Here is an 18,776-nt window from a genome sequence, read left to right as displayed (position 1 = left end):
CGTACTTTTATTGGTTCTGGACGAATCCTGCGGTTACAGGCTTGCCAACTCGTCCAGATCTGCGGGTGACTTGACGGCGCGCGTCGGAACCCCCCGAAGTTCGCGTTTGGCGATGCCGGTGAGGGTGCCCGCGGGCGGGAACTCCACGATCGCCGTGACTGGACCCTCTGCGTGGTCACGCAGATAGGCGGTGCACAGGTCCCAGCGCACCGGCTGGGTGAGTTGGGAGACCAGGGCCTCCATCGCCGCGGCCGCGGAAGTGACGGGCTTTCCGTCCCGGTTGGACAACAGCGTGGCGGTGGGCTCGCCGGTCGCGATGCCGGCCGCCGCTGCGGCGTAGCCGTCCAGGGCCGGGGCCATGAACTGGGTGTGGAACGCTCCGGCGACGCCCAGCGCACGGACCCGGGCTTTGGCCGGCGGGTCCTCGGCCAGCTTGTCCAAGGCGGTCAGCGGGCCGGCGGCGACGATCTGGCCGGCGGCGTTGCGGTTGGCCGGGACCAGGTCGAGCTGCTCGAGGCGGCTCAGCACCTCGGCCTCGTCACCGCCGAGCACCGCCGACATGCCGGTCGGCTCGGCGGCGCACGCCTTGGCCATCTCGGCGCCGCGGGTCGCGGCCAGTGCGACGGCGTCGTCGGCCGCCATCACCCCGGCGATCGCGTAGGCGGCGATCTCGCCGACGGAGTGGCCGGCCACGATGAACTCCTGGCCCACCAGCAGACCCCTCTGTGTCAGCTGCTGGTAAGCCAGCAGGGTGGCCGCAACGATCAACGGCTGAGCGACCGCCGTGTCGGTGATCTCCTCGGTCGACGCGGTGGTGCCCAGCCGGGCCAGGTCCAGGCCGCTGGCCTGCGACCACGAGGCGATCCGGTCCGCCGCGCCTGGCAATTCCAGCCACGGCGACAGCATTCCCTCGGTCTGGGAGCCCTGTCCGGGCGCAAGCAACGCAATCACGTGTCTAAGAGAACACTGTGGAAACGGTTTTGCGCGGTGTAACAGATTATGAACCTCGTCTTAGGTTTTTGTGGAGACCCTACAAAACAGCCGCGTAAGCTACATGTTTGAGATCGACCCGCGATCTGTGTCCTGAATCACTATTGTGCCGGTTCGGCCGTCGGGCCCATGCTCAGGCCCCTTCGGCACCCCGCCTGAGCGGGAGCGGAACCGCTGCGATGGCATTGTTCGCCGCGCCGGAATGCGGTGCCGGATAGTTGAGCTGGCCCACCGTCGCGGCCACCCGCAGGACATAGGCATCGCGCGGTTGGGTCGGATCACGCCCGGTGAAGTCGGTGATTCGCTTGAGCCGGTACCGGATGGTGTTTGGATGAACGAACAACTTCCTGGCACACGCCTCAATCGCGCCGCCACAATCCAGATACGCGTCCAGCGTCTCGATGAGCGTCGGGCCGGCGTCGGCCAGTGGCCGCATCACATCGGTATGCAACGCCACGATCGCCGAGGCGTCACCCATCAGGGCGCGTTCCGGCAGCAATTCACGGGCCAGCACCGGGCGCGGCGCGCCGCGCCAGCCGGCGACCGCGTTCATCCCCGAAATCGCCTCGCTGGCACTGTGATAGGCCGCGGTGAGCATGGGAGCGGTCGGCCCGATGACCACTGGCCCGTTGGAGAACGCCTCCAGCAGGTCCTTGAGGAATTTATCGGTGGGCGACAAGTGGCCGGACACGATGGCCACCAGCCAGGTGCCGTGCACGTCGGTGAGCGCTGCGCGGCCGTGGCGGGCGGCGATGTCGCGGACGTCCTGGCTGGCTCGCTTGCTGCCGTCCTCGTTATTCGAGCCGTCGCGCCCCGGCGCCGGGGTGCCCACCACGACCGTGGCCGGCGCGGTGGTGTCCCAGTTCAGCGCCGCCGCCCGGGACAGCAACTCCGGGCCGGTGTCGCCGCGTACCACCGCGTCGACCACGCTGGCCTCCATCCGGCTGTCCCAGGTGCCGCGCGCTTCGGCGGCGTCGGCGTAGGCAGAGGCGGCGGTGAAGGCCAGGTCCCGGCTGTACTTCAAGATGCCCACGGTCAGCGCGGTCAACTGCTCCTCTGAGCGGGCCAGCAGCGGCACCACTTCTTCGAAGAACTCCATGGTGACCCGCACCATGTCGACGGTGTGACGCAACGCGATTCGTCGGGTCAGGTCTTGGGGCACCAATTCGAATGCCTGTGCGGTATAGCTCACGTCGCTGTGCGGGTCCTGCATCCACTCGACGAAGTTGACCACGGCCGTCTGCACCACCAGTGCCACGCTGGCGCGCTGGGACGCCTCCAGGTCGGCGAAGAACGGCAGCCGTTCCTGCATCACCGAGACCGCCTCGGTGGCCAGCCGGCCCGAGTACTGTTTCAACCGTCGCAGCAGCGAATCGGGCACGGCGTCCAGCAGTTCGAGTGGTGATCTGGACGATGCGAGCCGAGCCAGTGGCGAAAACTGGTTGTCGTTCACCCCTAAAAGCTACGCCTGTTTTCTGGAACTTCCCGCCAAAGCGCTTGGGAGATTCTTAGTGTCGTCTTATGCAGCGGTCGTGCGCTAGGTCGCCGTGCCGGCGTCGGCATCCTGCTTCGCTGACGCCTGCACGTTGTCGATCTGGTACTGACGCGCGGCTGCCACCGCCACCGACGGGTCGATTTCACCGTCGCGGGCCAGCGCCTCCAGCACCGCGACGACGGTCGACTCGGCGTCGGTGTTGAAGTAGCGCCGCGCGGCGGGACGGGTGTCGGAGAAGCCGAACCCGTCGGTGCCCAGCGTCACGTAGGTGCCCGGCACCCAGGGCCGGATCTGCTCGGGGACCGCACGCATCCAGTCCGACACCGCCACCACCGGGCCGGCGGTATCGGCGAGCGCCTTGGTCACGTACGCCTCACCCGCCGGCTGGCCGGGGTTGTGCAGCCGTTGCTTCTCGACGGAGACCCCGTCGCGGTTCAGCTCACTCCAACTGGTCACCGACCACACGTCGGCGGCCACGTCCCACTCGGCGGCCAGCAACTCGGCCGCCCGCAGTGCGTCGGGCATCGACACGCCCGAGGCCAGGATCTGCGCCTTGCTGGAGCGTTGCGCGGTGGCCGCGCGGTACCGGTAGATACCCCGCAGCACGCCCTCGGGATCGAAGTTCTCCGGCTCGGGCGGCTGCACGTAGGGCTCGTTGTAGACGGTGATATAGAAGAACACGTTCTCCGGGTTCTCCCCGAACATGCGCGCCAGCCCGCTTTCCACGATGTAGGCGATCTCGTAGGCGAACGCCGGGTCGTAGGAGACCACCGCCGGGTTCGTGGCGGCCAGCAGCAGCGAGTGGCCGTCGGCGTGCTGCAGGCCTTCGCCCGTCAGCGTGGTGCGGCCCGCGGTGGCGCCGAGCAGGAACCCGCGCGCCATCTGGTCGCCCGCGGCCCACAAACCGTCGCCGGTGCGCTGGAAACCGAACATCGAATAGAAGATGTAGACCGGGATCATCGGCTCGTTGTGGGTCGCATACGACGTGCCGGCCGCGATGAACGAGCCCACCGCTCCGGCTTCGTTGATGCCCTCGTGCAGGATGTGGCCGACTTCGCTTTCCCGGTAGGCCAGCATCAGTTCGGCGTCGACGGCGGTGTAGAGCTGGCCGAGGCGGTTGTAGATCTTCAACGACGGGAACCAGGAGTCCATCCCGAAGGTGCGGGCCTCGTCCGGAATGATCGGGACGATTCGCGGGCCAACCTCTTTGTCCCGCAACACTTCCTTGAAGGTGCGCACCGTCGCCATGGTGGTGGCGACCTCTTGGTTTCCCGATCCCTTCTTCAGGGCGGCATAGATATTGCGGCCGGGAAGCTTCAGCGCCTTGGTCTTGGTCCGGCGCTCGGGCACGAAGCCGCCCAGCGTGCGGCGCCGGTCGAGCATGTACCGGATCTCCGGGGCGTCCGGGCCGGGGTGGTAGTACGGCGGCAGGTAGGGGTCTTCCTCGAGCTGGGTGTCGCTGACCGGGATCCGCATGGCGTCCCGGAAATACTTGAGGTCTTCCAGCGCAAGCTTTTTCATCTGGTGGGTGGCGTTGCGGCCCTGGAAGTGCGCGCCCAGCGAATAGCCCTTGATGGTCTTGGCCAGGATCACCGTCGGCTGCCCCTTGTGGTCGACGGCGGCCTTGTAGGCGGCATAGACCTTGCGGTAGTCGTGGCCGCCGCGCTTGAGGTTCCAGATCTCGGAATCGGTCATGTTTTCCACCAGCGCCTTGGTGCGCGGGTCCCGGCCGAAGAAGTGGTCGCGCACATAGGCGCCGTCGTTGGCCTTATAGGTTTGGTAGTCCCCATCGGGGGTGACGTTCATCAGGTTGACCAGCGCGCCGTCCTTGTCGGCGTGCAGCAGGGCGTCCCATTCGCGGCCCCAGACCACCTTGATCACGTTCCAGCCGGCGCCGCGGAAGAACGACTCCAGCTCCTGGATGATCTTGCCGTTGCCGCGTACCGGGCCGTCGAGGCGCTGCAGGTTGCAGTTGATCACGAAGGTCAGGTTGTCCAGGCCTTCCAGCGCGCCGATGTGTGCCAGCCCGCGGCTTTCGGGCTCGTCCATCTCGCCGTCGCCCAGAAAACACCACACGTGCTGATCGGAGGTGTCCTTGAGGCCGCGGTCGTGCAGGTAGTGGTTGAACCGCGCCTGGTAGATGGCGTTCAGCGGGCCCAGGCCCATCGAGACGGTGGGGAATTCCCAGAAGTCGGACATCAGCCGCGGGTGCGGGTAGGACGGCAACCCGCCGCCGGGGTGGCTGTGCTCCTGGCGGAAGCCGTCCAGCTGGTCGGCGGTCAACCGGCCTTCGAGGAACGCGCGCGCGTAGATCCCGGGGGAGGCGTGGCCCTGGATGAAGATCTGGTCCCCGCCGCCGGGATGCGATTTGCCGCGGAAGAAGTGGTTGAAACCGACCTCGTAGAGCGCAGCGGACGACGCGTAGGTCGAGATGTGACCACCCACGCCCACCCCGGGCCGTTGCGCGCGATGCACCATGATCGCCGCGTTCCATCTGATCCAGGTCCGGTAGCGGCGTTCGACGTCCTCGTCGCCGGGGAACCACGGCTCCAGCTCGGTCGGGATGGTGTTGACGTAGTCCGTCGACGTCAGTGCCGGGATGGCCACCCGTTGTTCGCCGGCACGTTCCAGCAGACGCAGCATCAGGTAGCGCGCCCGCGACGGGCCGGAGCGCTCCAGCATCTCGTCGAAGGACTCCAGCCATTCCGAGGTCTCTTCGGGATCGATGTCGGGCAGATAGGACGCCACGCCCTCGCGGATCACCCGAACGCGGTCGGGTTCGCTTCCGCTGCTTGGGGTTTTGGCCAAATCGTGGCGGGCGAACTCGGTGGTCACGCGCTACTCCTGGAGTCGGCGGGTGTGCTGCTTGGACGCGTCGGTGGTCCGTCCCCCTATCGTGCCGCACCGACGTCGCGGGCGGATAGCCGCCGCCCGATCGCGGTTGCGGGATCGCGACCGCCGGAGGCGTCGGCACCGGCCGGAGTAGGAGCGTCGCCGACAGTTGACGCCCCGAACCGGTAACGTCACTAGCCGTGCTCAACGGATGGCGTGCCGTCGCTCGCCGGCACGCGGGGGTTGTGGCCAGTCTGAATGCGAGGCGAGTCGCCCGGGTCTGCGGTTGCATTGCGGTGCTGCTGATGGCAATCCTGGGGTGTACCAGCGTCACCGAGGGCACCGCGACCCCCGACACCAAGGTCGCTCCGGCCTACCGGTCGTCGGTGTCGGTGTCGCTGTCGGCCTCGTCGGCGACCTCCAGTATCCGGGAATCCCAGCGCCAGCAGTCGCTGACGGCCAAGGCGATCCGCGGCTCCTGTGAGACCCTGGCAACCACCAGCAAGGACGCCATCGACAAGGTGAATGCCTTTGTCGCGGCGTTCAATGCCGGCCGCAGCACCGGGCCGACCGAGGGCCCGGCCATCGAAGCGCTCAACAACAGCGCCTCATCGGTGTCGGGCAGTCTCAGCGACGCGCTGTCCAGGGAGATGCGCGACGCGCTCAACGCCTATGCCGATGCGGCGCTGGCGGTGGCGAATGCCATCGGCACCCATGCACCGACGGGCGAGTTCAACCGGCGAGTCGATCAGCTCAACGACACCAAGACCAAGGCGCTGAAAATGTGCATGGCCTCCTTTTGAGGCGGCGTTATTGGCTCGATGGCGTTTGTGCGACGATAGTGCCCATCACGCGTCGTGTGGCTGAACAAGGGAGGTTCCACGGTGGTCGCGGCGGATCACGCCCCGAGCTACGCTCGCAAACTGGGCATCCAACGAGACCAAGTCGTCCAGGAGTGGGGCTGGGACGAAGATGCCGACGACGACATCCGCGCGGCGGTCGAGGAAGCCTGCGGCAGCGAGCTGCTGGATGAAGACACCGACGAGGTCGTCGACGTCTTGCTGCTGTGGTGGCGCGACGGCGACGGCGATCTGGTGGACACCCTGATGGACGCGATCAGCCCGCTCGCCGAGGACGGCGTGATCTGGGTGCTGACCCCCAAGACCGGCCGGCCCGGCCATGTGCTGCCCGCCGACATCGCCGAGGCGGCGCCCACTGCCGGGTTGATGCCGACCTCGTCGGTCAACCTCGGGGACTGGAGCGCCAGCCGGCTGGTCCAGCCGAAGTCACGGGCCGGGAAGCGCTGATGCTCGACGTCGGGGCCACCGCTCCGGACTTCACGTTGCGCGACCAGAATCAACAACCCGTCACCCTCAGCGACTATCGCGGCGCGAAGAACGTGCTGCTGGTGTTCTTCCCGCTGGCATTCACCGGGATCTGTCAGGGCGAGCTGGACCAACTGCGTGACCACCTGCCCGAGTTCGAGAACGATGACAGTGCGGCACTTGCCATTTCGGTGGGCCCACCGCCGACGCACAAGATCTGGGCGACCCAGAGCGGGTTCACCTTTCCGGTGCTGTCCGATTTCTGGCCGCACGGTGGGGTCAGCCAGGCCTACGGCGTGTTCAACGACCAGGCCGGCGTCTCCAACCGCGGTACCTTCGTCATCGACCGGTCGGGGATCATCCGGTTCGCCGAGATGAAACAGCCGGGTGAGGCCCGCGATCAGCGGTTGTGGACGGATGCGCTGGCGGCTTTGCGAGCCTGAAGGTTTGGGTGCTCGGGCCGCGGGCGGGTAGCCTGCTGCGGACCCCCGGGTTTCAAGGGCGCGTAGCTCAGTGGTAGAGCTCTGGTTTTACACACCAGCGGTCGGCGGTTCGATACCGTCCGCGCCCACCAGTGGAAGCGGGTTGGCGATCGCTGGGCGCCACTCGATCCGCCATTGGTGCTGTCAATTCAGCCTCGGCGTTTGTAGCGGTTCTGGGCGTACTCCTGCACCCATTGACGACTTGAGCGCCACTGCCCGTCAGAGCCTTTGGTGGCCTGCAGCGCACCGCGGTTAGCGGCCACGCGCAGCGCGGTGGCGTTGAGCTCGTCGGTCGCGAGCGCAGTCAGCGGGACCAAGCGCGCCGGCCCGGCAATTGCCGGCACGATGAATTTGTAAAGGTTGTCCATGACCGCGCGGGCGATGAACTCGCCTAGTGCGCCGTAGTCGCCGCCGTCGGCGCGCTGTAGCGCTCGCAAATATCTGCGGCGGTCGTTTTTGTAGATGATGGCCGGCGGATATCCCAGGCGCACGAGAATGAGGTTGAGTACTAGCCGTCCGGTACGTCCGTTGCCGTCGAGGAACGGGTGGATCGCCTCGAAGTCGCGGTGAACCTTGGCGATCCGTTCCGGGAAGTTCAGGGAACGGGCCTCGACGTCGTTGGCTTCATCGAGCCATGAGGCCATTTCGACGTCGATGAGTGGCCAGGTAACGGGCTTCATTCCGCCATGAAATGCTTCAATTTCATGGCGGCGGAATGCGCCCGGGCCTTCGGCCGGCGACGCGCTGGGATGGGGGTCGACGGCCCACACTAGGGCCATGACCTGCTGATGGATGTGGCGCACGTCCTGCATGGTGATATGGCGCTCAGGGTCGTAGCTGGTCGGCTGGATGCCTTCGCGATAGACCCAATCAGCGGCATTGGCGTAGCCCTTGACCTCCAGGTATTCGCGGAGTTGCTTCGCGCCGACAGCGCGGCCCTCGTCGAGTAGCTTCTCGACTTCGCTGATGACCAGCGTGTTGCCTTCGATGGCTGTCGAGTGATGCGCTTCGGCTGTCCAGATGTCTTTCCAGATGTTTGCGGCTTCTAGTGGGCTCGGTAGGCCGCCAAGCCGGTTCCATAGTTCGGATATCTGGGTGTCGAGTCGGTTGTAGACCTCGGATCGCGCCGGTCGGCCCCTTGTGGCCACGTCGCTCCTTGACCTTTCATGGTTGCTCTGAATTCGTACGGCGCACTGATATAAGTCTTAAAGTACGAAATCGATCTAGTGAACTGCGGAAACATATAGATATCATACTGTACGCTTTATTTCTGGTTAGCGTACACATTTGTCGGACCGGGGGTCGGACTGGCGTTGACGCCCGCGACGCTGCGATGGTGATGCTGCTGCTGGTGGTGCTGGCGTCGGCCGCCAGAGCTCTGGTTTTACACACCAGCGGTCGGCGGTTCGATACCGTCCGCGCCCACCGGCTGCGCGGCGTTGGCAGCGCGGCGAAAATCCAAGCCGGTCTCGCCGCGGCGTTATACCCGCCGCGTTGTCGGTCGCGAGCGGGTATGGCAAGGTCGTGGACGTGGGTGAGCTATCTGGTTCTCAGAGCGACGGTGCGGGACGGCAGAAGTCGAGACCGCCGGTGCGGCCGCTGTCATCGGACCAGCAGCCGGCGACCAAGGCGGACCTGTATGCCGCGGTGGACGCGATGCGCGCCGACATGCGCGAGCTGCTCGATCAGATCAGCACACTGATCAAAGAAGCCAACAAGAAATAGTCTTGCGGCGTGAGGCCGTTTCGCATCGACGTCTCCGACGACGTTCTGGATGACCTGCAGTCCCGTCTGGCGCGCACCCGCTGGCCCGAAGCCGAGTGTGTGGACGATTGGAGCCAGGGCATTCCGCTGGCTTACACCCGCGACCTGGCCGCCTACTGGGCCAACGACTACGACTGGCGGGCACGCGAAGCGGCGCTCAACCGCTTCGACCAGTTCGTCACCGAAATCGACGGGCTGGATATCCATTTCATCCATCAACGGTCACCGCATGACGACGCCTTCCCGTTGCTGATCACGCATGGCTGGCCGGGCTCGATCGTGGAGTTCCACAAGGTGATCGAGCCGCTGACCAATCCCACCGTCCATGGCGGACGCGCCGAAGACGCCTTCCATGTCGTCTGCCCGTCGCTTCCCGGCTACGGCTTCTCCGGCAAGCCGAGCCGCACCGGCTGGGGAGTCGAGAGAATCGCTCAGGCCTGGGAGACGCTCCTGCAGCGTCTCGGCTACCGGCGCTACGGCGCCCAGGGCGGCGACTGGGGAGCGGCCGTCACCACCCAGATCGGCCGCAACGCCGGCCTTTCCGGAGGCCACTGCGCGGCCATCCACCTGAACATGCCGATCGCCTGGCCCTCCGCCGACGAGCCCACCGACCACGAGCGGCAGGCGCTGCTGGACCTGGACCACCACCGCAAGTGGGGCACCGGCTATTCCAAGCAGCAAGCAACCCGGCCCCAGACCCTGGGTTATGGGCTGGTGGATTCCCCGGTGGGACAACTTGCCTGGATCGTCGAGAAGTTCTGGGCATGGATGGACTGCGACGGCAACCCCGAGAACGTCCTCACTCGTGATGAGCTGCTGGACAACGTGATGATGTACTGGGTGACCGGCACGGCGGCATCGTCGGCCCGGTTGTACTGGGAAAGCATGAAGAGCTTCCGTCCGGGCGGCCGCGTCGAAATACCCACCGGTGTCGCGTCTTTTCCCCGGGAGATCCTGCGGGCGTCGCGGCGGTGGTGTGAGCCGAACTACCACATCACCCACTGGACGACCATGCCGCGCGGCGGGCACTTCGCCGCATTCGAACAACCCGATCTGTTCGTCGAGGACGTCCGCAGGTTTTTCGCGACGGTGCGGTGAGGTTCCGCCTCACACTCGGAGCGCCGAGCACCAAGTGGCATCCTATTGGGCATGCATGTGATCAATGGTCTGCGGGACCCGGCCGCCAGTTTTCCGCTGGCGCACCGGTTCGACGACCGGGCGGAGCGGCGCCGGGCCAATCGTGCTGTCGCGCTGAGCGCTGCCGGTTTGGCGCTGACGGGTCTGATCGAACTGGCGATCGCCATGGTGTCCGGGTCGGTGGCGTTGCTCGGCGACGCCTTGCACAATCTGTCCGATGTCTCGACGAGTCTGGTGGTGTTCGTCGGATTTCGGAGCTCGCGGAAGTCGGCTAGCCAGCAGTATCCATATGGGCTGGAGCGGGCCGAGGATCTCGCCGGCATCGGGGTGGCGCTGGTGATCTGGGCCAGCGCCGCGGTAGCGGGGGTGGAAAGTGTGGACAAGCTGCTGCGGCACGGGACTACCCAGCATGTGGGCTGGGGCATCGCCGCGGCGGCGGTCGGCATCGCCGGCAATCAGCTGGTGGCCCGCTACAAGCTCGTCGTCGGCCGCCGAATCCAGTCGTCGACCATGATCGCCGATGCCAAGCATTCCTGGCTGGACGCGCTGTCGTCGGGAGGCGCGTTGCTGGGTCTGTGCGGAGTCGCCGCGGGCTGGGGATGGGCCGACGGCGTTGCCGGCATCGTGGTGACGGGATTCATCTGCCATGTCGGTTGGGAGGTGACCTCAGACATCGGCAACCGGTTGCTCGACGGGGTGGATCCCGCCGTCATCGCCACCGCGGAGGCGGTCGCCGCCGCAACACCGGGAGTCAGCCACGCCCACGCACGCGCCCGCTGGACTGGGCGCACGCTGCGCGTGGAGGTGGAGGGCTGGCTTGATCCGGCCACCTCGGTGGCCGAGGCCGATGCGACGGGCCGTCTGGTGGCCCAACGGCTGTCCGCGAAGCTACCCGAGATGCGCAGCTTCGTCTGGGCGGCGCGTAGCGCGCAGCCGGTCTGAGAAGGCGGTATGCGACGAGGTTCTCACCCGCTCGAAGGTTAGCCGGCCTAAAAATGGGCACATTCACGGCATGTCGATCGAACCGTCACCCCGCGATGCCGACGCTGCGGCGGCCGACCTGCCCACACTGCCGATCGCGCCGTCGCCGGGCGGATACGGCCATGCCGGGGAGGTGTGGTGGATGCTGGCGGCGCAGCTGGTCATTGTCCTCGCGCTGATCGCCGTCTTGGTGGTGTAGCCGTCGGGCGACGATTGTTGTTACCCGGTACACAGGTTGGTCCGGCCGGAAGCGGGCACCCGAGTACAGGTGAGCACTCAACCTTCACCTCCGCCTCCCGACCCGCCCAACCTGTCGCCGAAAGGCAAGTGGGGCGTTGCCCCGTCGACGAGCCCCCAAGTGACGCGCCCCGGGCGCGGCTCAAAGCGTGCTCCGCTGCTTTGGTCGGTGTTGGTCGCGCTGGTCGTCGTGGTGATTGTGCTGGCCATCGTGTTGACGGTCTAGGCGGCCCGGCCGCGACGAAGCGGACGTATGAGACGCTGCCGGGGTGGTTGCGTCGACGCGGCAGGCCCGGATCGCCGGCGTCCTGGTGGGCTACCTGGCCGACCTCGCCCTGGGCGACCCGAAGCGGGGTCATCCGGTCGCGGTGTTCGGGCAGCTGGCCGCAAAGCTGGAGCAGACCAGCTACCGCGACAGCAAGGTCGCCGGTGTGGTGCACGTCGGGGTGTTGGTCGGTGCCGTGTGCCTACTGGGCGCGGCGCTGCAGCGGGGCCCGGGCAGGCTGCGGTCCCTGGCGGGCACGGCGACGGCCAGTTGGGTGTCACTGGGTGGGATGTCGTTGGCTCGCACCGGTCGGGCGATGGCCGAGCTGCTGGATCGCGGCGACCTCGAGGCGGCGCGACGGCTGCTGCCGTCGTTGTGTGGGCGCGATCCCGCCGGGCTGGACCTGCCCGGCTTGACCCGCGCGGCGCTGGAGTCGGTGGCCGAGAACACCTCCGACGCCCAGGTGGCACCGCTGCTGTGGGCGGCGATCGGCGGCGCGCCCGCGGTGCTGGGATACCGGGCGGTCAACACGCTGGATTCGATGATCGGCTACCGCTCGTCGTGCTATCTCCGATTCGGTTGGGCCGCAGCACGATTGGATGATGCAGCCAACTATGCCGGGGCGCGCGCGACTGCGCTGCTGGTGGTGGTGTGCGCACCGCTGGCCGGCGGATCGCCGTTGGGCGCCCTCCGGGCCTGGCGTCGCGACGCCGCCCGCCATCCCAGCCCCAACGCCGGCGTCGTGGAGGCGGCGTTCGCCGGGGCGCTGGGCGTGCGGCTCGGCGGGCCGACCCGGTACCGCCACGGGCTACAGATCCGGCCCACCCTCGGCGACGGCCGTCAGCCCACGGTTGCCGATCTGCGCCGGGCGGTGCTGCTGTCGCGGGCGGTGCAGGCCGGGGCGGCGTTGGGCGTTGGGTTGTTGCTCTACCGCCGGCGGCCGTAGCGGTCGGCAAGTTTCTCCTCGACCGTCATCGGCTCGTCCGCCGGCGGCGGCTCGCGTCGTTCGCGGCGGCGCGCCCGCAGCTCGGCGAAGGCGAAATAGCCCAGTCCGATCGGCGCCAGGATGCCGAAGGTAATCCACTGGATGCCGTAGGACAGAAACGGTCCGGCATCCAGATGCGGTATCCCGATCAGGCCCAGTCCGCCGGGCTGGTCCTCGACCAACTGCAAATAGGACCCGGCCAGCGGAACTCCGGTCAACGTCGAAACCTGTGCCGTGCTGATCGAATACACCTGCGGGAAACCGTCTCTGGTGAACGGCTCCTTGCCCACAGCCGTCGGTTCGGAATCTCGCAGTCGCGCCGTGATGGTCACGGTCTGCTCCGGCGGGCGGGGGATCGGCGGCACGTGTGAGCCGGGCTCGGGCCGCACGTAGCCGCGGTCGACCAGTACGGTCGGCCCGTCGTCGACGGCGAATGGCGCCAGCACCTCGAACGCCTGCTCGCCGTCGACCACCCGCAGCCGGGCCACCACCTGCGCGTCCGGCAGGTAGTGCCCGGTCGCCGTCACCCTGCGCCACTGCGCACCAGCGGCCGATGAATCCTGTTGCGGCAGCAGAGTTTTCAGCGGCACCGGGGGTGTGTGCAGGGAGTAGTCGATCTGGCGGTTCTCCCGGGAGGTTTTGGTGTTCTTTCCCAGCTGCCACGGGGCCAGGACCGTGAAGCACAGGTAGGTGAACGCGATCACCACCAGGGCCAGTGCTATCCATCCCGGCCGCAGCAGGAACGCCAGGCTGGGAATCCGTCTGGGCATCACGGGGATCCGTTCTGCGCCAGCCGCTCGTCCACCCAGTCATGCAGGCCGGGCAGCGCGGCCTCGATGACGGCGAAGACCTGCTCGAATTCGTCATGGCCGCCGTAGTAGGGATCGTCGACGTCGAGGGCGTGGGCGCTCGACCGCGGGTCGAACGAGCGCAGCATGCGCAGCCTCGCATCCTCGACACCGAGCTGCCGCAGCAGCCGAGCGTGGTTGCGGCCCAAGGCAATCACCAGGTCTGCCGCCAGATGCCCGGCATCGATCTGCGCGGCGCGGTGCTCGGTGGGGTAGCCGTGGGCGCGCAGCACCCGCCGGGCCCGCTCGTCGACCCCGTTGCCGATATGCCAGTCGCCGGTGCCGGCACTGGTCACCCGCACGGCATCTCCTAAGCCGCGCTCCCTGAGTTGGTGGGCGAACATCTTCTCGGCCATCGGCGAACGGCAGATGTTGCCGGTGCACACGAAGGTGACGTGCAAGGTTGGCGGATCAGACACCCAGCGCCTCCCGCAGCTCGTCGATGGTGCGGGCGTGCCTGACGAGGGTGGCGTCAGTGTCGTGGCCGAAATCGTCCTGCCCGTATCCCCAGCCGACCACCACGGTGTCGATGCCGTGCGCTGCCGCGCCCTCGACGTCATGGTTGCGGTCGCCGACCATGAGGACCCGCTCGGGCAGCGGCCGCAGCTGGGCGAGCGCGTGGCCCAGCACCTCGATCTTGCTGCTCCGTGAGCCGTCGCCACTGGCTCCGGCGATGACCTCGAAATGTTGCTCCAGCCCGAAGTGCGCCAGAATGCGTCGCGCTGTTGGCTCGAGCTTGCAAGTGGCCACCGCCAGCCGGACCCCGGTGGCGCGCAGATCGCCCAGCAGCGGCGCTATCCCGTCGAACACGGTGTTCATCGCCCAGCCGCGGGCGCCGTATTCGGCCCGGAAAGCCGCGATCGCGTCTTCGACACGATCGCCGAGCTCCATCGCGCGAAAGGTGTCGTCCATCGGCGGGCCGACGATCCAGGCGGCCAGGTCGCCCTCGGGAACGGCGGCGCCGATGTGGTCGAGCGCATGGCGGAAGCTCGCCACGATCCCGTGTGCCGAATCGGTCAGGGTCCCGTCGAGGTCGAAGATCACCAGCTGCGGCGGCCCGTCGGAGACCGCGGTAGGGCGGCGGGCGGCGCCGCAGTCGGGCGAATCGGTCGCGATCGAACCTGTCACGCCTTCCATTGTCGGTGATGCGGCGGGTCGTCCGGCACCGACCGGCGTTAACGCCACCGGCTCACCCGCCGGAGCGGACCGCTTCTACGCTGGCCAGCGACTGCCCGCCCCGACCCGACCCGGGCCACGCCCGCCGGGGGCGGTGCTCCGGATGCCTGGGTAGTCCACCGGCGCACTAGTGTTTCACTGGTGGCGGATCTGGATCACAGCGCGTCGATTTGCCTCGCCGCGGCGCGCTATCACGGTGATCAGGCCGTCGCGCCCGACATGCTGGATTTCGCGGTCAATGTCCGTGAGACCCGCCCGCCGCAGTGGCTTGTCGACGTTCTGGCGGCCCGGCTGACTGATCTGGCCCGCTATCCAAGCGTGGACGAGGTGCGCCGCGCACAACAGGCGATAGCCGCCCGGCACGGCCGAACCCGCGACGAAGTGCTGCCCCTGGCCGGGGCGGCGGAGGGTTTCGCGTTGTTGCCCAACCTGGCTCCGGCTCGCGCGGCGATCATCGCGCCCTCGTTCACCGAGCCGGCGGTGGCGCTGAGCGCCGCCGGAATCCCGGTGGACCACGTTGTCCTCGAGCCGCCGTTCGGCCTAGCCGGTGTGGCGGTGCCCGAGGCGGCCGACCTCGTGGTGGTGGGTAATCCGACCAACCCGACCGCGGTGTTGCACACCCGCGAGCAGTTGCTGGCGTTGCGCCGGCCGGGACGAATCCTGGTCGTCGACGAAGCGTTCGCCGATTCGATTCCCGGGGAGCCCGAGTCGCTGGCCGGCGACTGCCTGCCTGATGTGCTGGTGCTGCGCAGCCTGACCAAGACGTGGTCGCTGGCCGGTTTGCGAGTGGGTTATGCCCTCGGCGCACCGGACGTGCTGGCCCGGCTGACCGCGCGGCGCCCGCACTGGCCGGTGGGCACCCTGCAGCTGGCGGCCATCGCGGCGTGCTGTGCGCCCGAAGCGGTGGCCGAGGCCGCCGCCGGTGCCCAGCGGCTGGTGGCACTGCGCGCGGCGATGGTGGCCGGCCTGCAGTCGGTGGGTGCCGCGGTGGTCGACGGTTGCGCACCGTTTGTGCTGTTCGGCATGCCGGATGCCGTGCGAATCCGAAACGACTTGCACCAGAAGCGAATTGCGGTTCGCCGCTGCGATACGTTCGTCGGCCTGGACAACCGGTATCTGCGCGCGGCGGTGCGAGCGGAGTGGCCGCGGCTGGTTCAGGCCATCGGTTGCGGGCACAGCGGGAGGCGCCGATGAGTGTGCGGTTGGCCGACGTCATCGAGGTGCTGGACCAGGCGTATCCGCCGCGGCTTGCCGAGTCGTGGGATTCGGTCGGCCTGGTCTGCGGCGATCCGGCCGACGTGGTGGATTCGGTGACCGTCGCGGTGGACGCGACAGCGGCGGTCGTCGACGAAGTTCCCGACGGGGGCCTGTTGCTGGCCCATCATCCGTTGCTGTTGCGCGGGGTCGATACGGTCGCTGCCAGCACGCCCAAGGGTGGGCTCGTGCACCGCTTGATCCGATCGGGCAAGTCGCTGTTCACCGCGCACACCAATGCCGACTCGGCGTCACCGGGGGTCTCCGACGCGCTGGCGCAGGCGCTGGGCCTGACCGTCGAAGGCGTGCTTGATCCGTTGCCCGGGGCGGCCGATCGGGACAAATGGGTCATCTATGTACCGCGCGAGTCCGCGGATGCGGTGCGGGCGGCGGTGTTTGAGGCCGGTGCCGGACATATCGGTGACTACTCGCACTGCGGCTGGAGCGTTACCGGTACCGGACAGTTCCTCGCGCTGGAGGGTGCATCGCCCGCAATAGGCGCCGTCGGCACCGTCGAACAGGTGGCCGAGGATCGGGTGGAGGTGGTCGCACCCGCGCGGGCGCGGGCCGCGGTGCTGGCGGCGATGCGGGCCGCGCACCCCTACGAGGAACCGGCCTTCGACATCTTCGCCCTGGTGCCGCCGCCGGCCGGCGTCGGGTTGGGCCGGATTGGCACGCTGCCCCAGCCGGAACCGCTGCGCGACTTCGTCTCCCGGGTCTGCGCGGCGCTGCCCGCGACGTCCTGGGGAGTGCGTGCCGCTGGTGATCCCGGCCTGCCGGTTTCGCGGGTGGCGGTCTGCGGCGGCGCCGGGGACTCGTTGCTGGGCGCCGCGGCCGCGGCGGAGGTGCAGGCCTATGTCACCGCCGACCTGCGGCACCACCCCGCCGACGAGCACTGTCGGTCCTCGCCGGTGGCCCTGATCGACCTCGCGCACTGGGCCAGCGAATTCCCTTGGTGCGACCAAGCCGCCGGCGTGCTGCGGTCCCATTTCGGCGCGTCGCTGCCGGTGCGGGTGTCCACCATCCGCACCGATCCGTGGAATGTGGCAACAAGACCTGGAGACGGGACATGAAAGCCGAAGCGGCACAGCAACGTTCGCTATTGGAATTGGCGAAGCTGGATGCCGAGCTGTCGCGGATCGCGTATCGGTCCACGCATCTGCCGCAGCGAGAGGCCTGCGAGCGGGCGCAGATCGAGCACCACGCCGCCGGTGACCGGCTGGCCGCCGTGCGAATCGCTGTGGAGGACTTGGACGCCCAGGTGTCGCGATTCGAGGCAGAAATCGACGCGGTGCGCAAGCGCGAGGAGCGGGACCGGTCGCTGCTCACGTCCGGCGCCACGGACGCCAAGCAACTGTCGGACCTGCAGCACGAACTGGAGACGCTGGAACGTCGTCAGGCCAGCCTGGAAGACTCCCTGCTGGAGGTGATGGAGCGCCGCGAGGAACTGCAGGCCCGGCAGGTCGCCGAGACGGCGGCACTGGAGAAGTTGCACACCGAGCTGGACGGCGCCCGGCAAGCCCGGGACGCCGCGCTGGCCGAACTCGAGCAGTCCCGCCGGGAACGCTCGTCGCGCCGCGAGGAACTCAGCGCCTCGTTGAATCCCGACCTTGTTGCCCTCTACGAGCGGCAGCGGGCCGGGGGAGGGCCGGGCGCCGGACCGTTGCAGGGTCATCGATGTGGGGCCTGCCGGATCGAGATCGGCCGCGGCGAGCTGGCCCGGATCTCGGCGGCCGCCGACGACGATGTGTTGCGGTGCCCGGAATGTGGCGCAATCCTATTGCGGGTCAAGGGTTTTGAGCAGTGAAAGTCATCATCGAAGCCGACGGCGGGTCGCGGGGCAACCCCGGGCCGGCCGGATACGGCGCGGTGGTGTGGACCATGGACCGCTCGACCGTGCTGGCGGAGTCCAAGCAGGCGATCGGCCGGGCCACCAACAACGTCGCTGAATACCGCGGGTTGATCGCCGGCCTGGACGACGCGGTGAAGCTGGGCGCCACCGAGGCAACGGTCCTGATGGACTCCAAGCTGGTGGTGGAGCAGATGTGCGGGCGCTGGAAGGTCAAGCACCCGGACCTGGTGGAACTGCATGCGCAGGCTCAGGCGCTGGCGCGGCACTTCCGCCGGATCAGCTACGGGTGGGTGCCGCGGTCACGGAATGCGTATGCCGATCGGTTGGCCAACGAAGCGATGGATGCCGCGGTTCGCACCAATCGCCGTGGGGAGAACACCGCCGTGCCGGTGTTGGCTGTTGCCGACCCGCCGCACAAGCTTGCGACCGAATCCCCGACAGCTCCCGGATGGACGGGCCGACGCGGTGCGGCCACCCGGCTGCTGTTGTTGCGGCACGGGCAGACCGAGCTATCGGTGCAGCGCCGCTATTCGGGGCGGGGCAACCCGGCGTTGAACGAAGTGGGATGGCGGCAGGCCGGGCTGGCCGCCCGCTATCTCGCGCAGCGCGGCGGGATCGCGGCGGTGGTGTCCTCGCCGTTGCAGCGGGCCTATGACACGGCGACGACGGCGGCCCGGGCCCTGGGTCTGGAGGTGACCGTAGACGACGACCTCGTCGAGACCGACTTCGGCGCATGGGAGGGAATGACTTTCGCGGAGGCGGCCGAACGCGACCCCGAGCTGCACCGCCGCTGGCTGCGTGACACCAGCGCCACGCCCCCGGGTGGGGAGAGTTTCGACGACGTGCTGCTGCGGGTTTGTCGCGGGCGTGACCGGATCATCGCCGGGCACGAGGGCGCCACGGTCCTGGTGGTCTCTCACGTCACGCCGATCAAGATGTTGTTGCGGCTGGCCCTGGATGCCGGGGCGGGCATCCTGTACCGGTTGCACCTCGATTTGGCGTCGCTGAGCATCGCCGAGTTCTATGCCGATGGAGCGTCGTCGGTGCGGCTGGTGAACCAGACCGGCTATCTGTAGCCCGTCTGGTTCACCAGCCGCCCCGAGCGTGCATTCGTTGCGAATTCCGGCGCGATTTTTCGCACTACGTGCACGTT

General features: G+C 68.0%; 20 protein-coding genes and 2 tRNA genes. 15 read left to right on the top strand and 7 right to left on the bottom strand.

Annotated features, from left to right (window positions below; translation table 11 throughout):
- Nucleotides 1-33: 33 nt before the first annotated feature.
- From EET03_RS16355 to aceE, 3 genes are all read right to left on the bottom strand, one after another.
- Nucleotides 34-951 (bottom strand): ACP S-malonyltransferase, encoded by a 918-nt coding sequence (locus tag EET03_RS16355; RefSeq protein WP_075541990.1) that lies wholly within the window; start codon nucleotides 949-951, stop codon nucleotides 34-36.
- Nucleotides 952-1,123: 172 nt separating this feature from the next.
- Nucleotides 1,124-2,443 carry a PucR family transcriptional regulator gene (locus EET03_RS16350; protein WP_075541991.1) on the bottom strand — a complete coding sequence of 440 codons (1,320 nt, stop codon included), beginning with the start codon at nucleotides 2,441-2,443 and terminating at the stop codon, nucleotides 1,124-1,126.
- An 84-nt stretch (nucleotides 2,444-2,527) separates the two neighbouring features.
- Nucleotides 2,528-5,320, bottom strand: coding sequence for a pyruvate dehydrogenase (acetyl-transferring), homodimeric type (gene aceE / locus EET03_RS16345; RefSeq protein ID WP_075541992.1), 2,793 nt, complete (start codon nucleotides 5,318-5,320; stop codon nucleotides 2,528-2,530).
- 197 nt (nucleotides 5,321-5,517) lie between these two features.
- On the opposite strand from aceE, the gene EET03_RS16340 reads away from it, so the two are divergent.
- From EET03_RS16340 to EET03_RS16325, 4 genes are all read left to right on the top strand, one after another.
- On the top strand, nucleotides 5,518-6,120 hold the full coding sequence (locus tag EET03_RS16340) for a hypothetical protein (protein WP_099193593.1): 603 nt from the start codon (nucleotides 5,518-5,520) through the stop codon (nucleotides 6,118-6,120).
- 81 nt (nucleotides 6,121-6,201) lie between these two features.
- On the top strand, nucleotides 6,202-6,624 hold the full coding sequence (locus tag EET03_RS16335; RefSeq protein ID WP_075542022.1) for a DUF3052 domain-containing protein: 423 nt from the start codon (nucleotides 6,202-6,204) through the stop codon (nucleotides 6,622-6,624).
- On the top strand, nucleotides 6,624-7,085 hold the full coding sequence (locus EET03_RS16330; RefSeq protein ID WP_075541994.1) for a peroxiredoxin: 462 nt from the start codon (nucleotides 6,624-6,626) through the stop codon (nucleotides 7,083-7,085). Before EET03_RS16335 ends, EET03_RS16330 begins: the two co-directional genes overlap by 1 nt.
- A gap of 56 nt (nucleotides 7,086-7,141) precedes the next feature.
- Nucleotides 7,142-7,216 (top strand) — tRNA-Val (locus EET03_RS16325).
- A gap of 57 nt (nucleotides 7,217-7,273) precedes the next feature.
- Here the strand turns inward: EET03_RS16325 and EET03_RS16320 are convergent.
- Nucleotides 7,274-8,272: a Fic family protein gene (locus tag EET03_RS16320; RefSeq protein WP_075541995.1), complete on the bottom strand. Its 999-nt coding sequence runs from the start codon at nucleotides 8,270-8,272 to the stop codon at nucleotides 7,274-7,276.
- Between the two features lie 202 nt (nucleotides 8,273-8,474).
- Between EET03_RS16320 and EET03_RS16315 the strand changes: the two genes are divergently transcribed.
- From EET03_RS16315 to EET03_RS16295, 7 genes are all read left to right on the top strand, one after another.
- Nucleotides 8,475-8,552 (top strand) — tRNA-Val (locus EET03_RS16315).
- A 96-nt stretch (nucleotides 8,553-8,648) separates the two neighbouring features.
- Nucleotides 8,649-8,849, top strand: coding sequence for a hypothetical protein (locus EET03_RS16310; protein ID WP_208649070.1), 201 nt, complete (start codon nucleotides 8,649-8,651; stop codon nucleotides 8,847-8,849).
- A 9-nt stretch (nucleotides 8,850-8,858) separates the two neighbouring features.
- Nucleotides 8,859-9,986 carry an epoxide hydrolase family protein gene (locus tag EET03_RS16305; protein ID WP_075541996.1) on the top strand — a complete coding sequence of 376 codons (1,128 nt, stop codon included), beginning with the start codon at nucleotides 8,859-8,861 and terminating at the stop codon, nucleotides 9,984-9,986.
- 51 nt (nucleotides 9,987-10,037) lie between these two features.
- A complete protein-coding gene (locus EET03_RS16300) occupies nucleotides 10,038-10,967 on the top strand; it encodes a cation diffusion facilitator family transporter (protein WP_075541997.1) in 930 nt (309 codons plus the stop codon).
- A gap of 70 nt (nucleotides 10,968-11,037) precedes the next feature.
- Complete coding sequence (locus tag EET03_RS30300; protein ID WP_167470648.1) at nucleotides 11,038-11,205, top strand: hypothetical protein; 168 nt, start codon at nucleotides 11,038-11,040, stop codon at nucleotides 11,203-11,205.
- A 69-nt stretch (nucleotides 11,206-11,274) separates the two neighbouring features.
- Nucleotides 11,275-11,469, top strand: coding sequence for a hypothetical protein (locus EET03_RS29860; RefSeq protein ID WP_136625709.1), 195 nt, complete (start codon nucleotides 11,275-11,277; stop codon nucleotides 11,467-11,469).
- 43 nt (nucleotides 11,470-11,512) lie between these two features.
- Nucleotides 11,513-12,454 (top strand): cobalamin biosynthesis protein, encoded by a 942-nt coding sequence (locus EET03_RS16295; protein WP_075541998.1) that lies wholly within the window; start codon nucleotides 11,513-11,515, stop codon nucleotides 12,452-12,454.
- Here EET03_RS16295 and EET03_RS16290 read toward each other — a convergent pair.
- From EET03_RS16290 to EET03_RS16280, 3 genes are read right to left on the bottom strand one after another with little or no spacing between them, the layout of a single operon-like run.
- The gene (locus tag EET03_RS16290) at nucleotides 12,436-13,251 is read right to left on the bottom strand and encodes an SURF1 family cytochrome oxidase biogenesis protein (RefSeq protein WP_099194210.1); all 816 of its coding nucleotides are present in this window, start codon (nucleotides 13,249-13,251) and stop codon (nucleotides 12,436-12,438) included. The two genes, EET03_RS16295 and EET03_RS16290, sit on opposite strands and share 19 nt — an antisense overlap.
- Nucleotides 13,252-13,262: 11 nt before the next feature.
- Nucleotides 13,263-13,760: a low molecular weight protein-tyrosine-phosphatase gene (locus EET03_RS16285; protein ID WP_075542000.1), complete on the bottom strand. Its 498-nt coding sequence runs from the start codon at nucleotides 13,758-13,760 to the stop codon at nucleotides 13,263-13,265.
- A complete protein-coding gene (locus EET03_RS16280) occupies nucleotides 13,753-14,385 on the bottom strand; it encodes an HAD hydrolase-like protein (RefSeq protein WP_075542023.1) in 633 nt (210 codons plus the stop codon). The genes EET03_RS16285 and EET03_RS16280 overlap by 8 nt, the downstream gene beginning before the upstream one ends.
- Nucleotides 14,386-14,658: 273 nt before the next feature.
- Here EET03_RS16280 and cobC point away from each other — a divergent pair, with 273 nt between their 5' ends.
- The 4 genes from cobC to EET03_RS16260 are packed head-to-tail and all read left to right on the top strand — an operon-like array spanning nucleotide 14,659 to nucleotide 18,699.
- A complete protein-coding gene (gene cobC / locus EET03_RS16275; RefSeq protein WP_063471855.1) occupies nucleotides 14,659-15,711 on the top strand; it encodes an Rv2231c family histidinol phosphate aminotransferase CobC in 1,053 nt (350 codons plus the stop codon).
- Nucleotides 15,708-16,844, top strand: a complete 1,137-nt coding sequence (locus EET03_RS16270; protein ID WP_099193591.1) for a Nif3-like dinuclear metal center hexameric protein — start codon at nucleotides 15,708-15,710, stop codon at nucleotides 16,842-16,844. The genes cobC and EET03_RS16270 overlap by 4 nt, the downstream gene beginning before the upstream one ends.
- Nucleotides 16,841-17,578 carry a zinc ribbon domain-containing protein gene (locus EET03_RS16265; RefSeq protein ID WP_063471853.1) on the top strand — a complete coding sequence of 246 codons (738 nt, stop codon included), beginning with the start codon at nucleotides 16,841-16,843 and terminating at the stop codon, nucleotides 17,576-17,578. Before EET03_RS16270 ends, EET03_RS16265 begins: the two co-directional genes overlap by 4 nt.
- Complete coding sequence (locus EET03_RS16260; protein WP_099193590.1) at nucleotides 17,575-18,699, top strand: bifunctional RNase H/acid phosphatase; 1,125 nt, start codon at nucleotides 17,575-17,577, stop codon at nucleotides 18,697-18,699. The genes EET03_RS16265 and EET03_RS16260 overlap by 4 nt, the downstream gene beginning before the upstream one ends.
- Nucleotides 18,700-18,776 lie beyond the last annotated feature (77 nt).

The organism is Mycobacterium innocens, assembly GCF_900566055.1.
Taxonomy (GTDB): domain Bacteria; phylum Actinomycetota; class Actinomycetes; order Mycobacteriales; family Mycobacteriaceae; genus Mycobacterium; species Mycobacterium innocens.
The sequence above is the reverse complement of the archived record's forward strand: the minus strand, read 5'-3'. Positions and strand labels throughout refer to the sequence as shown.

Bases quoted from the DNA above. Each gene is read 5' to 3' on its own strand.
- EET03_RS16300 (WP_075541997.1), top strand. From the start codon at position 10,038: ATGCATGTGATCAATGGTCTGCGGGACCCGGCCGCCAGTTTTCCGCTG.
- EET03_RS16330 (WP_075541994.1), top strand. From the start codon at position 6,624: ATGCTCGACGTCGGGGCCACCGCTCCGGACTTCACGTTGCGCGACCAG.
- EET03_RS16265 (WP_063471853.1), top strand. From the start codon at position 16,841: ATGAAAGCCGAAGCGGCACAGCAACGTTCGCTATTGGAATTGGCGAAG.
- EET03_RS16270 (WP_099193591.1), top strand. From the start codon at position 15,708: ATGAGTGTGCGGTTGGCCGACGTCATCGAGGTGCTGGACCAGGCGTAT.
- EET03_RS30300 (WP_167470648.1), top strand. From the start codon at position 11,038: ATGTCGATCGAACCGTCACCCCGCGATGCCGACGCTGCGGCGGCCGAC.